This window comes from Aquitalea palustris, from assembly GCF_003693445.1.
GTDB classification, from domain to species: Bacteria; Pseudomonadota; Gammaproteobacteria; order Burkholderiales; family Chromobacteriaceae; genus Aquitalea; species Aquitalea palustris.
Genome location: NZ_RFAR01000036.1, coordinates 1 through 14,149, shown reverse-complemented (window position 1 = coordinate 14,149; position 14,149 = coordinate 1). Strand labels below are relative to the sequence as shown.

The following is a 14,149-nucleotide window of genomic DNA, read 5'->3' as shown; positions in this document are numbered from 1 at the left end:
TCAAAAAGGCACCATTTAAAGTGCAGCACTTAGTTTTAATCGAGACAATAATTGAAAACATTTTCACAAATTGGAAAAAGCAATCACATTAACAATTTCATTGCAATTGCCAACCCGGCAGCGCTTGTCAAGGCATCCATAGCGAAATCAAAATAAAAATATTGCAATAATGTCTTCGACATTATTGCCACTACTAAATCGATAAAGATTGAGTTATTTTACCTAACTGGCTCACTCATCAACTTTCTTGCCTCCTGCTTAAGAACGCCGCACGATATTAGCGATTCTATATCGTCAGATCTCCCGCGCAGGGATTCAACTCTAGAATTCACTAGAACTTGCTGCCACCGTGCTTGTTCAATAAAATCAAAACCTTCGCCAGCAGAAATTTTTATATTTCTTGATGACCTATCCTTTATGACGGACAGAGTAAATGGCTGCTTAGGCACTTCAAGCTCAAAATTTTTCCGATCATGAAGAATGTTGGACAACAAATTGGCCTTTTTTATCATGTTGTCTGGGATTGATTCGGAGACAACAGAGCGTGCCTGAACAAGAACTCTTGCTTTCATAGAATCCAATGCTGGCAAGATGAAATCTCTTATCGTAAAGAAATAATTAAGCTGAGCAATCATTGCACTTCGGCCTGCTTCATAAATTGATTTATTGCGAGAAGCAAATAGATCTTCATCTTTTACTTTTGCGCACATATCCTTCAAGGACCGAACTACTTCATCCTCAAAACCGCCAGTCATCTCAAGCGCAATCAAGCCCTGTCTGGAATCTTCAAGCATTAATTTAGATATTTCATCAATCTCGCTCCATGATGCAGCATCGAGCGATGCTCCTAGTCTTTCAACCTGCAAGGTTACTTCATTAATTTTTTTGGATATAGGACCGGTGCAACTATTCTTTATATCATGAGAAAAGGCAAACATGTGCTTCTCCAGCATGGTTTGACACGAAGAATATGCGCGCTCAAGGTCATCTGTCGATCTCACAAACTCCTGCAGGTCTTTCACGGAAGCAGCACTAATCTTGGCTGATGCTCGCCTTTCATCAATAGCATAGCTCACAACAACAATTCCGGCTGCAATCAATATAACTGCCAAGCTAGCCCGAACAGTCCATTGAAGCAGTGAAAGACGTTGAAACCAGTGCCCATAAAATGAACGCTGTATTTTCTCAGAAACACCTATCATGTCACTAATGTGATGCCAGCCCCAGACTGAAACTTTACATTTGCTTTGGTGTAGACGAGAAACACTTAGCTGGGCGGCATAGTTATGAAGATCAACATTATCATCCGCCGTAGTAAGGATAATAAACTCTTCTATAGGATGAGGGAAACTTTCAATTTTACTGACCGCACTATCAATATCTTCAATGTCGAAACTCGAGCTATCACTACCAGTCCGACCCTTGCATTGCAGAACTATCGCTTTACCATTCTCTTGAAGCATAAATGAGTCAATGCCATTTTGACGCTGACCACCCCGCCCCCACCGCTGGAATTGCCTTTTATAATGATCAGACAATAAAGCCCTGCAGAGTCTTTCAAAGTGTTGCCAATCAGATGGCTTGGGATAAACAATAGAGCATGATGATGTCACGCAACCCCCTTTTGATCATTTGATTTCATTTATTTCCGCATGAAAATATGGAAATTCACCAGCCGCCATAAAACATAGTCACCAATTTATAAAATGGTAAAAAGTCTATTTAAAAAACAAGACTTCATTCAAGTCCTCCATGTTAGATACTTCAATTTGGTAGTCAGGAGGGGTTTCCTTGTCGGGTCTGACCGCCGCACGCAGATCCTGAATTACATATTGAACAAGGCATGCCCGTATGGAAAGCCGACGCCCCATCGTCCCTGCAAACAATTCGTTACGAACAACTAGCTGCTGTTCTTGGCTCAAGGCACGGTGTGCCGCCAATTGGAGAATAACTCGTGTATTCCAAGCGGCATCGTCTTTCTGGGTGAAAGGCGCTTTGGTTTCAGGTAAGCCTGTAACTCCGTGAATCCGCCCAAGGTTGAAATCTCTGAACTCCCCCCTGCTCTCACACCAGGCACGTAAGTGCCAACGACGGCCAACCTCAACAATTGCATGAGGAAAAACTCGGCGTTCATTCGGAACGGGGCTAGACATCGAGGCATAGACGATTTCTACCCCACTCTGGGTTAGGGCTGCTTGACGTAATAGCGCAAACACATGTGGATCAATCTCTGTCAGATCGACTCGTGCATCGAAGAGAAAGTCTTTGTTCTCACTTGAGCTCTTGGTTAGCCGAACATATTCATCAAGTGAAACATCAGTCTTCAACTTGGCGGGGGTTGTTGGAATGAGAGCCTTCGCTCGCCCCGAGATCATGACTTGATCATCCATCAGATCCCGAAACTCGGCCAACAGTCGGCTAGCCTGAATCATTTGCAAGCCGAACAGTTCGCGGACACGCGTGTTTCCAATGGAACCTTCCCACGCAAGAACACCCTGCATGGCACGCATTCGCTGTTGCTTTACGGATTTCGGTTCAGTCATACGCTAAGCTCCCACAGCCTTAAATCCAGGACAGACCTTGCTGATGGCTAGTGGCCATGCTGGACTTCCTCGCTCCACACTAGATCCTTCTGGCAACTGTGCCAGCTGAGCTACCGTCTCTGGTGAAGTACCGCTAGAGAATCCTTGTTGCAACAGCCCTACCAGACGCCTCTTCCTTCTTGCAGCGTGAGATTCTTTTGCCATGTCATTGCCCATATGTCATTTATACATTACGATAAGTTATCTTCAATGATAAATGCAATCGTGGTAACACGCCATGACTGGTCTATTTCAACGACTCCCAGAGGGGCTTTTTGCGCCTCTATCCTCGCCCAACAAAACGGTGTATTGGGATCTGTTGCTGCGCTTGCACGATCAGTTTTTCGGGCCGGACGCGATGCCGCCAGATGGAGACGGATTTCTTCAGCGTTCCGTTACGCTCGAAATCGAGCGGTTCATCACTGACACAGATTGGACGCAAGAGGGAGAGGAAGAACAGAACACGCCACTCAACGTCCGAGCCAACATCATCTACCGCCGACTCGTGAGTTCAGGCTGGTTGCGCGAAGATCGGATCGGCGTGAAGAACTACGTCTCCATGCCAACAACTGTCCAGAAATTTCTGGAGATCCTCCGTCAGTTCGCGGAGGAAGGACCGCAGATCATTGCGGGCAAAGTCCAACTGATCCACAACCAGCTCGAACAGGTGCTGGCAGACCCAGCGCGGCAGGCAAGCGGTTTTCATGAGGCGGCGAATCAGGCAAGGCAACTGATCAATACATTAAGCGCGACCACTATGCGAGTGCGGGAAGCCATTGACTTGCTCAGCGCCCAAGAGACGACGGCCGCGTTTGTTCGCACCTTCTTTGACAACTACATCGGCCAGCTCTATATCCGTGACTACCACGAACTCAGGACGGAGAATCACCCGCTGCGCAATCGCGGTCGGATCATCTCTATCGCCCTGACCCTTCGCGACGACCTTGCTAAACGCGAGACGATGGTCAGCTATTACAAGAGCTCCTTTCGCTGCTCCAGCATGGAAGAGGCAGAGGAGCGTTTTGAACGTGACGTTGGCCGCTTCCTGATGTTCAAAGACATAGATCGGCATCTGGATCGGCTGAACGCGAGCGTCGACCAAGCGACAGCACGGGCGATGGCCTACCTGCATTACAAGGTCCGAACACAGGACAAGCTCGATCGGCTGCTCTCGGTATCAATTGACCGTTTCAAAGACGCGACGGGCGACGAGGTAACCGCGATGGGCATCCTCTCCGGACACCTTCTGGCCGAAAGCCGGCTGCCACCCATCCAGAAGAGATCGGGGCCAATGTCGCGCAGTGCGATCTCCAAGCCACGCATGACCATTGAACAGATCGCTCAGGTACGTCTCAAGAAACTGATGAAGCTCCACCGGGAGGTTTCGCCAGCCAATGTCACAGCCTATCTGGAGAAATGTTTTGGCCAAAACTTCAAAGTGTCCTCTGACGACATGCAAATCAGCGGCATCCACGATTTCTGCGTCTTCGTCCAGGTCATGCGACTTGCACTCCTTTCGAGGAAACATACAGGCCTAGGACGGAAGACTCACCCCATGCTGTATGCCCTCAAAGACTACCGATTCGACTTCATTGAAGGAAAAGTCACCGATAACGAATACTTGTGCGTCCCGAAGTTTCAGGTCACTCGTCGAACTGTAGGAGTCAACCATGCCTCGTGAATGGGCCGAAGTGATTGGTCAGGGTGCGCTATACCAGCCTGACGACTTCAAGCTGGCTGCATACCAGCTCATTAGCAATCAGATTCTCTACGAGTCGAATAACCAGCAGTCTTTTGCCTACCGCCTGATTGATCGGTACCGAAATGCTTTCCGGGAGACTTTTGACCTTCTGGGCATGTCACTCAAGTTTGACTCAACCTACCGCTACGTCGCTGTAATTCCGTACCTGGAAAAGCAGAAGAACATGTCGACGGCAGACGCTCTGCTTCTACTTGTGTTACGCAAGCTTTATCACGTTAAAGCTCTGCAGGGCAGCCTCGATAGTGGATCAGCGGTGCTGCCCATCGATGAGTTTCTTGAAAGCTATAGAGCAGAAACCGGACGTGAACTCCCCCCGGAAGCCGGCGCGCTTAAAGAGCTTCTCGGGCGGATGAAAGCCTTTGGGGTAGTGAAAATGCCTGCGACTGAACCGGGTTCGGATCAACCATTCGACGTGGAAATCCTGCCGGGTATCGAAGCAATCGTCAGCGAAGCGACCCTAAGCCGCCTTACCGAGTACGCAGGTCGAGCACGCGGCATCTCCGTTGAAGATGCTCCGGAGAAAATGCCTGCTGTAGAACTCGCTGTCGTGGGAGATGACCGTGAAGAAGCTTAACCGCGTGGTTCTTATCCAATACTTCCTGTATGAAGCGATCGAACTCGATCTTTCTGGTCACGTCGCTTTTCTAGGTCAGAACGGTTCCGGCAAGACCTCAATCCTCGATGCTATCCAGATTGCGATGCTGGGCGCGCATGGAAATTACCTCGCCTTCAATACCCAGTCCGTGTCCACCACCGGCGGCGGCAAGCGTAATCCCCGGTCCATTCGAGACTACTGTTTGGGTGTAGTCGACGATACTGGCGGAGGGGGCGCTACAGATCGCAAGCGGGACGAATCGATTACCTATATCACTTTGGTCTTCGAGGATGATCAGACCCGAGAACCAGTAACGATTGGCGCGTGTATTCGAGCTGTGGCCACAGACTCAAATCATGAGCTACTCGGGCTATACGTTCTCAATGGCATTAGTCTTTCGTGCTCCGATCATCTGGAGATGTCGGACGAGGGTGAAGTGCCCCTACTGTTCAACGACTTTACCACCAGGGCCAGGAAGCGTTGCGATGCCGCTGGTCGTACACCTTTCTTCACGAACCAACCGACGAAGTACATCCACGAGATGATCCACGCCCTCCAGCCGAAGGCCAAGTCAATCGATGTGCGCGAGTACCTCAAGGTGTTCAACAAATCGGTTCTGTTGCGCAATATTGAGAGCGTCGATAGTTTCGTTCGCGACTACGTGGTCGAACCTCAGACGATTGATCGGCGCCGTGCAAGGCAGCAGATTGAGATGTTCAAGCAACTCAATCAACTCCTGCATCAAGTCGAGGAACAGATTGCCATGCTAGGGGTCATCGACGACGCCTATGCGAAGGTTGCTCGCTATCGCAGCCGGGAGGCCAGCATTCAAGCATTGGCAGCCGAATACGATTTCAAAGATAGCCAAGACCGCGCTAACGCCTTGAAATCAGCAATCCTGCAAGCATCACACCGTAGACGTTCCCACAAGCGTGACTCCATAAACCATCTGCATAAAGTAAAGAACACCGCTAAGGCATGGGAAAACGCCGTGAAGGCACTTCATGGAGCCCCAGGGGCTGACGCAGCAGAAGCCTATGCCCAACAACTCATATTAAATCAAAACACTTTCGCCATGTGCCTGCGACGCCTTGATAAGGACGTGAGTGCCGTCGCCAGCGTGGTAAATACCATCGCCACCAGCAAATTACTGCCTGACCAGCTGCGCTTGGCCACAGAAATCGACCGTGGCCTTGCTCATTGCGCCACCCAACTCGAGCAAAAACTGGTCTCTGGTCTCGACGAAACGATGGCCAAGGCACTCAACTTCCTGCTGGATCAGATCATGCCGTGGAAAGTGGCTCTCAAGGAAGCTTCCAGTGCAGTCGAGACAGCAACTGCGAATTTGCGGACGATAACGGGCCAGGTCAATAACGCGGACAAGGATGGAGCCCCGATCAGCGGTGCAGTCGCAGCGGTCATCAATTATCTCCAGCAACACGGTATAGAGGCGGAGCCGGTCTGCAATCTGGTTCAGGTTTCCGATGTGCGCTGGCAGCCGGCCATCGAGTCATTCCTGTCGACTAATCGAGAAGCGCTCGTTGTTGCCAATGGACAGGAGCGAGAGGCCGTGCGGCTCATTCGTAGCATGCCGGATCGGGACAATCCTTATTCCGCCAAGGTCGTCCAATCAAATCATCTAAGGTGCCAGGTGTGGGACGAAATGGATGACGCTCTAGTTGGCAATCTACTGACAGGAAGTCACCCGGTAGCGCTAGCGTATTTGCGTGCATTGATGGGCCAGTTGCGTTGCGTTGAAACAGAGGAAGAACTTGAGCGATATTCGCGGGCACTCACAGTTGACGGCATGCTTAGTTCGAACTTTACAACGAGCCGCTTGCGTCTAGTACCAATTGAGAAGCTTCAAATGGGCAAACGCATGACCTTTGCCGAGAAAGAAGCGTTGCGTCATGCATTGTTGGAGCAGCTTGAGATTGAATCCAAAGCCAAAGAAAGACTTGCCAAGATTCAAGACGTACTCAATCGGATTAGGCTACTGGGTGACCTCCAAGAGAAATCTTCTCGTATCACAGATGAGGTACAGCAAGCACTAGCCGAGCAAACTACCATTCTCGATGTGCAGACGAAAATCGAATCGATAGATACTCACGAGCACGATCCGCTGCGGCAGCGTGTCAATGAGCTCTTCTCTGCAATGGAAACAGCAAGGACAGAGGAGTCCAACAACCGGGTCCGCCTGTCCGAGGCAGAGGCCGATCTTCGACGCCTTTTCCCGCAACTTCAATTTGTACGCAAGGAACGCAACGAGAAGGAAGCTGCCTTTACGGCAGCACGTGCAATACCTGGCGTCGACGAGGATGTGATATCGCGCGTACGGTCGGACATTGAGAGCAGCCATCCGGGTGGCGTACATAAGGATCGAATGGAAGGCTGCAAACGCCGTATCGAAATTGCCGATCGAGATGCCAACGAGGCTTTCGCGACTGCGCTGATGCAGTTCCAGAGCTATCTGGATCGGCACGGTGTTGCTTTAGGCGACGAGTTGAAAGACTGGCGGCTTGCCCTAGCATGGGTGCGCGATGAGGAAAAGAGGCTCAAGGAAACCGAACTTGTCGAGCGCAAGGAAGAAGTCCGGCAGGCTCGTATTGCGGCCGAAGAAGCATTCCGAAATGATGTGGCCGTACGGATTCGGGAAAGCATCGAGCAGATGCACACGACCATCTCCGACATCAACAAGACTCTCAACGCTTGCCCACCATTCTCGAATGGCGAGCGATACCGTTTTGTCGTACGGTCGGCAGAAGCCCACCGAGCCATCCACGACTACATCATCAATGTTGGTAAAGGCAATGAACAGGACATGTTCTCACTTGGCGAAACTGGCCATGAGGTGATAATGCAGTTGCTGGATGACACCGGTCAGGATGGGAAAACCGGCTTTAACCCGCTAGATGATTACCGAACCTTGTTTACCTTCGACCTGATGATTGACCGCGAAGGCAAAAAGTCCATCCCACTTTCCCGCCGTATCGGTGTCGGTTCGAACGGCGAACATCGAACCCCATTCTACGTCATCGCAGGCGCCGCGATGGCTGCGGCTTACCGAATCGACGCGGGAAAACACAGCACAGGGGCGGGCCTTATGCTCCTGGACGAAGCCTTCCACGGCATGGACCAACAAAACGCGCTTTCTGCGGCACGCTTCCTCGACACCATTGGTCTGCAGATGATCATGGCAGCCCCAGAGGCCGATCACAGCAAACTTGCACCTACGCTGGACACCATCTTCGAGATTACACGGTTCGATATGGACGTCTTTGTCGAACAGACGAAGATCAAGGAGCCAGCGAAGACACTGCTTATGTCCGACATGCCATCTGAACACCCTGATCTGCTTACCAACATGATCGCGAGCCTAGAGGCTGGTACTGCATGAGCACTAAAGGTAATTCACTTGCTCGGACCGTGCTGGAAAAGCTCCTGCAAAAGTCCGAACGGGCTTGGGCACAACAGGCAGAACGAGAGCATACAGTGCTATTTTCGGAAGCATCACTCCCTGAATACTTCAAACTACCGCTGCGACAGGACAAGGATATCGCCCATGCAGAGTTACGCGAAGCTGAGCGGGATGGCGCGATTTCTCTCGAATGGGATCGCCGCGCAGGAACGGATGGGCAGATCGTTCGTACGCGGCTAGTTGATCCAAATCGTGTTGCAGCGATTCTTGGCAGACCCAGCGCATGGCAGGCATATGCCCATGCACTTAATGCTCTTCGCCCTTGGATGCATTTGGGGAACGTCGCAGACATCCTGGCACGTTGGCGGACCGGCAAAACCATCCGCAGCCTCACTCCATTGGAGGTTCAGGACGTGATCGATGCCTGCAAGGTGGTCGAGGCTTGCCGGGAGAGTACCGAAACTGATGATGTACCGATTCGGCGCTTGAGCGGCCAACTCTTTGCGGACAGCAAACGTATCGAAGGGATTGGTGCTTCGCTTGATATGGTGACTGCGGAGAGACTTGAACCACCTTGGCGCGATATTGAGGACGTCTTGAGCGGGCTAGGCCTCGTCAAGCTACCTCAGCCCATCCTGGTTGCTGGTAATGGCGCGATTGATCTTGATGATGGAACGACGCTTCGTATCCCAGCCCCCTACATCGGTTTGTCCCCGGCAAGTATCCGGCGGCTGGTGCTTGGAGAAAACGCGACCTATATCCTGACGGTAGAGAACCTGACCACTTTCCATGAGCTCGCCCTCGGCAAAGCAGGGAGACCCAATGGCCTGATTCTCTATACGGGAGGAATGCCTTCCCCAGCGATGCTTGGCGTGTATACACGTTCCATCAACGACGCTCTGACAAGACCGGGAGTGAAGCGATTCCACTGGGGAGACATTGACCTTGGAGGAATTAGGATCGCTGCAAGCATTGCCAGAACCTATGAAGCCCCCCTCCTGCTCTGGAACATGGATCCATCAGAATATCTAGGTTATCCCGCTCGGAAACGTTTAACTGAAGACGAGGTTCGGGAAATCGAACGGGTTAGTGAAAAATTTGGTTGGCCGCATATTGCTTCTGCCATCGCTTCTGACCTTCGCGCCATCGAACAAGAGGTTCTTCCCCCTTCCCTACCAAGGCTTTGAAGATCGCACGACACCGCGTCTTAGCATGAGATTAACAGACCATCACATTAACCAACGGAACAATCATTACGGAGGAATTCTAGTGCCGGCAGCATTCTCCTCAGCGCTTTACTACCCATACATCGACATAAAGGATGAACAATGGCTACGAAGTGCTGCGTTGTTCTGGGACTCCATCCGAACAATTGTCCCAGTTTCTCATCGCGACCCCTACTCGAATAACTTTGCTCGATACCTCTGTGACGAAGGTGTACTCGTACCTGTTCGCGTTTCATCGGATATGGACGAGGTTGAAGAACTTACAGACCAAGTTCTCGACTTTCTTACAGATCCCGCCTCAGCAGGCGTCATGTTCGACACAGACAAACAACCAACTCGCCGAATCCATCCGGAGAAGATGTCATATGAGTTGCAGGAGCTAGCCCATATACATCCGGAAAAACTGCCATACATGATTCGCTCTGAGCTTGAACGAGGGTTAGATGATGACGGCTGGCTTCATGTCGCGCCTGGCTTTGCCAACTTCTACATGACATTGCTTGCTTCCCAGTTGGCTCATCGACTAGGTTTGGGTTTAGTCACCGAGTCAGCTGCAGCAGATCAGTTGGCAATCGCTGTTCGCAAAGGAAAACCGCTCGGCACATCTGGCAGTCGACGATTCGGCCGTCATTTCGATGCTTCTGGCCCAAGGCGCTCGTTGCCAACAGCAGTTTCTCCTAGCCTGCTCATTGATCTTATGGTGCAAGGAATTTCATTACCTGAAACTCTTTCGGCAAAAGAAATACTCAAGTTCAAGAAAGATCACCAGGAAGAATTAGCTATATTCCGCCGAGAAGTTTCGCGTCTTACTACAGACTTACCAAAAGACTTGCCGATAGAAGCACTGAGACAAGCTGTCTCCGATCAATATCAGGCCAACGTCTTGCCCGCGATGCGTAGTCTCCGAGAGTCTTTGAGATCCCAAAGCTGGGACACTGGGCTCAACGGACTGTTGAAGGTTTCTTTCTTTTCGGCCGCCCCAACCTCAGCGGCAATCCTTGCAGGTATTCCTAGTTCGGTGGCCTTACTTGCCGGCGCGGGAATATCGCTTACTGCGTCAGCGGTACTACTAGCAAATCAACGGCGGCGGGCGAGAATCGAGAGTCCATATTCCTACTTACTTTCGATGGAGCGTAGATGGTGAGCGCTATTAAGCAAGGTGGCAACAAGAAAGTTGGTTCGGATTATTCTTTTAGCATCTTAATCACGATGAAGTAATAAAAATGGCCAGTCTCCGTATCATGCGTGCGTACTGCATAGAACTCCGCGAAGTAGTTACGATCACCCAAGCCAGAATAGAATTTCTGTCTAGAGAACCCCTTCTCACAAAGTTCCACTTTCTGTGTTCCGATGAAAAATGCCGTGAGAAAGGTGTGCGGGTCATTGGCGTGAATTACCGTGAGAACGCTCAAGAGTCAGTTAAGCACGTAACAGCTCACTACCGTGAGCAGGATACGCATCTACCTGGGTGTGAATGGCAACATGAGGACGACACCGAGGGGGCTGATGGCCTGCTCCCTGGTGAGTCTGAAGATACCGCACGTAAGCGCAAAGCACGTCGCAAGTTGAACGACTTCATTGATGTCTTTGACCCGACTGATCACGATGGAACCAAACCGGCAGGGACAGAGAAGCCCCCTATTGATTGTGGCGGTATTGGTGTGCCTGCCTCTGGTGGTAACCAGGCACGGAAAAACAACGATTGTGAGTTAACTGGGGTGGATCGAACCAACGACTTGGAACGATTAGTAGAGAGCTTTAGGGATGCAAAAGAGAAACTTACTGACGAAGAATTTTCCACTTTAGAGCTGCAAGTTAAAGGAATAGGCAAAATTAAGCTGAAGCATTATTTCCAGCGTTTAAACTATGCTAAGACTTGGTCGACACAACGGATTATATATGGCGGTGCAATCTTGGATAAGCGCTACGGACAAGGATTTCGGCTGAAATTTTACGACACTGTAGAAGGGAAGCCAGTTTCTTTATATGTTAGCCCTTCCATGATGAAAGAGTACCGGCATAGAAAGTACCTTGATGGAATCCTTTCCAAAGTGGATGAAGTCCGCTTTCTTAGGGTCTATGCACTAGGGCACTTTGAAGATGCCCCGAATGAGAGCGATGGCCTCAATCTGGTAATATCACACTTGCGTCATCTCGCCATTGTATTGGGCCCAACAAAAAATAAGGCGACCCAGTAGGCTACGGTGTTTCTAATGAATCTAGAACACTGGTTACCAAGTAATAAGCGTCGATAAGATCGACCAACTCACATTCTACCTCCCGGACGCTGAAAATGGTTGCAGCGTCCGGGAGTCTGTTTGATCCACTCTCGACAAGGGTCACATTGACCTCTCCGGCCTCTCCTCGCACATCAAAAGCAATATAGCCGGTACATCCCAAACGGTAAGGGCGTAACTGGCTAGTGGCATTCTTACCAACCGCTTTCTTCATCCCTGAGCAAAATTCAGACACTGATGAACGCCAAGCAACGTCCAATTGTAGTGGTCCGCTTGGACCAACCTGGAAAATTGGCTGTTGAGTCATCTTACCTCCCTACGATCAAAAAACTCCAAACTTTGGCTTCAAAATACGATAATGCCAATTTTTGGCTTTGTGGAATTTCAAATATTACACACCAACATCAGAGTAAGCTTTTGATTTTTCAGTTGTTTCAATTTCAATTTTTGGTGTATCTAACAACATAGGTCGTTGACTAACGCGCATGACAAAAGGCACACTTCGGTGTGCCTTTTGTCATTAGGAATTAATTGTGAGCAGAAACTCAACAGAACAAATCTTGTTCGATCAAATTTTAACTCAAGAATATGATTCGCAATCAAATGACTTTACTGCGGATGGTTTTTTTAATTTCTTCTCTGCACAATTAATTTTAAAAGAACACGAACTATCCTATGAAGAAGTGCTTGATGGGATTGTTGATGGCCCGCTTGATGGTGGCATTGATGCACTCTACCTCACCATCAACAACGAATTAATACGCGAAGATTTTAAAGACTATCAAAGATACAAAAGAGATGTCAACATTGAAGTCGTCGTTTTGCAATCCAAAAATACCGAAGGCTTTGGTGAGTCAGCCATACAAAAATTAAGATCATCACTTATAACACTACTTCGACTAGATGCAAGCTATGATGACTTAAAGAAAAAATACAATGCACAAGTATTGGATTTCTTTAGAAAATTTACTGAAGCATATCGTAGCCTTATTGCAAAATCACCGTCATTATCAATTAAAATTTATTACTCAACAAAAGCTGCAGTAGTTCATGAAAATGTTACGCACGAAAAAGATGAATTGCTTAGCGAGCTGCAGAATTTGCACAGAACCGCGGCAATTAGTTTTGACTTCCTCGGATCTGAACAATTATTAGAACTACACAGAAAACGTCCAAGAGAGCACCACATACTGCGCCTCGCTGAAAACCCAATGTCCTCTACAGGAAAGACATTGGTAACTCTTGTTAATTTAAAAGATTTCTATAAATTTATTACCAAAGAAAATGGATTACTAAACAAATCTATATTTGAATCGAACGTCAGAGATTACCAAGGCGACACCAATGTTAATTCGGGTATTTCTGAAACATTGATGAGCGACAAAACTCTAGATTTTTGGTGGCTAAACAATGGAATAACCATACTAGCAGCCGATATTAACTACAGCGGAAGTAAAGAGCTAGTAATAATTTCACCAGAAATTGTGAATGGATTACAAACGTCAAATGAAATCTACAACTACTTCTCAAAGCCAGACATTATCAATACAGAAGAAAAAAGAAATGCATTGATTAAAGTTGTAGTTGCAGACGCAACATCCGCACGCGACAAAATAATAAAAGCAACCAACAGTCAAAACCATATAGCAAAAGCGGTCTTAAGAGCCACCGACCCAATACATAGGGATATAGAAGAATATTTGAAAAAATTTGGGATTTTTTACGACAGGAGAAAAAATTTCTACAAAAATGCCGGCAAAAAACCAAGCGAGATTATCGGCCTTCCACTGTTAGCCCAAATATTAATGTCGATCTTAATGGGAAGACCAGACACTGCGAGGGCGCGCCCATCCACCCTCCTAGAAGAAGAAAATGACGACTCTGCATACAAATTATTATTCAACCCAGAGTCCAATATAGAAATATATAAAATATCTATTGAAATAATGAGAAAAGCAGACGAATTCCTGAAAGGAATTGAGTTAACACCCAATGAGAGAAATAATTTGAGATTTTACCTAATTTATGACGTGGCAATTAGAGCACTAAAAACTGCAAAGATAACCCCTGAAAAACTATCAAGAATTAAGCTAGACCTAATTGCCACCCCACTACTTGAAGAGTCGTTCAATTTCATCTTTGACAAATACAAAACTTTAGGCGGCGATGACAAAGTTGCAAAAGGCGCTATTCTTCTAAGTGAAATAAAGAAAATGCAAGAAAAGCTATTTATCCAACCAGACCTTTTTTAAAAATACCAATTTCGCGGGTCTCGCCCCGCCGGCGAGGTCCTTTGCTTTTGCTTCGCCAAAAGAAAGTACCCAAAGAA

Annotated in this window: 9 protein-coding genes; 7 read left to right on the top strand and 2 right to left on the bottom strand. The window is 48.5% G+C overall.

The window, feature by feature from the left end:
* Positions 1 to 218 precede the first annotated feature (218 nt).
* Together EAY64_RS20275 and EAY64_RS09230 are read right to left on the bottom strand one after the other, a co-directional pair.
* The gene (locus EAY64_RS20275) at positions 219 to 1,538 is read right to left on the bottom strand and encodes a hypothetical protein (protein ID WP_147456205.1); all 1,320 of its coding nucleotides are present in this window, start codon (positions 1,536 to 1,538) and stop codon (positions 219 to 221) included.
* A gap of 180 nt (positions 1,539 to 1,718) precedes the next feature.
* Positions 1,719 to 2,543 carry a helix-turn-helix transcriptional regulator gene (locus tag EAY64_RS09230; RefSeq protein ID WP_103524480.1) on the bottom strand — a complete coding sequence of 275 codons (825 nt, stop codon included), beginning with the start codon at positions 2,541 to 2,543 and terminating at the stop codon, positions 1,719 to 1,721.
* A gap of 277 nt (positions 2,544 to 2,820) precedes the next feature.
* On the opposite strand from EAY64_RS09230, the gene EAY64_RS09225 reads away from it, so the two are divergent.
* The 7 genes from EAY64_RS09225 (at position 2,821) to EAY64_RS09190 (ending at position 14,072) form a co-directional block, all read left to right on the top strand.
* Positions 2,821 to 4,263 (top strand): Wadjet anti-phage system protein JetA family protein, encoded by a 1,443-nt coding sequence (locus tag EAY64_RS09225; RefSeq protein ID WP_103524479.1) that lies wholly within the window; start codon positions 2,821 to 2,823, stop codon positions 4,261 to 4,263.
* Positions 4,253 to 4,918, top strand: a complete 666-nt coding sequence (locus EAY64_RS09220) for a DUF4194 domain-containing protein (RefSeq protein ID WP_103524478.1) — start codon at positions 4,253 to 4,255, stop codon at positions 4,916 to 4,918. The genes EAY64_RS09225 and EAY64_RS09220 overlap by 11 nt, the downstream gene beginning before the upstream one ends.
* The gene (locus tag EAY64_RS09215; RefSeq protein ID WP_158604648.1) at positions 4,905 to 8,336 is read left to right on the top strand and encodes an SbcC/MukB-like Walker B domain-containing protein; all 3,432 of its coding nucleotides are present in this window, start codon (positions 4,905 to 4,907) and stop codon (positions 8,334 to 8,336) included. The genes EAY64_RS09220 and EAY64_RS09215 overlap by 14 nt, the downstream gene beginning before the upstream one ends.
* Positions 8,333 to 9,544 carry a Wadjet anti-phage system protein JetD domain-containing protein gene (locus EAY64_RS09210; RefSeq protein WP_103524476.1) on the top strand — a complete coding sequence of 404 codons (1,212 nt, stop codon included), beginning with the start codon at positions 8,333 to 8,335 and terminating at the stop codon, positions 9,542 to 9,544. Before EAY64_RS09215 ends, EAY64_RS09210 begins: the two co-directional genes overlap by 4 nt.
* An 82-nt stretch (positions 9,545 to 9,626) precedes the next feature.
* Positions 9,627 to 10,727: a DUF6236 family protein gene (locus tag EAY64_RS09205; RefSeq protein ID WP_103524475.1), complete on the top strand. Its 1,101-nt coding sequence runs from the start codon at positions 9,627 to 9,629 to the stop codon at positions 10,725 to 10,727.
* Positions 10,728 to 10,806: 79 nt separating this feature from the next.
* A complete protein-coding gene (locus tag EAY64_RS09200) occupies positions 10,807 to 11,781 on the top strand; it encodes an ATPase (protein ID WP_103524474.1) in 975 nt (324 codons plus the stop codon).
* 572 nt (positions 11,782 to 12,353) lie between these two features.
* The gene (locus tag EAY64_RS09190) at positions 12,354 to 14,072 is read left to right on the top strand and encodes an AIPR family protein (RefSeq protein WP_147456204.1); all 1,719 of its coding nucleotides are present in this window, start codon (positions 12,354 to 12,356) and stop codon (positions 14,070 to 14,072) included.
* The last annotated feature ends 77 nt before the right edge of the window (positions 14,073 to 14,149 follow it).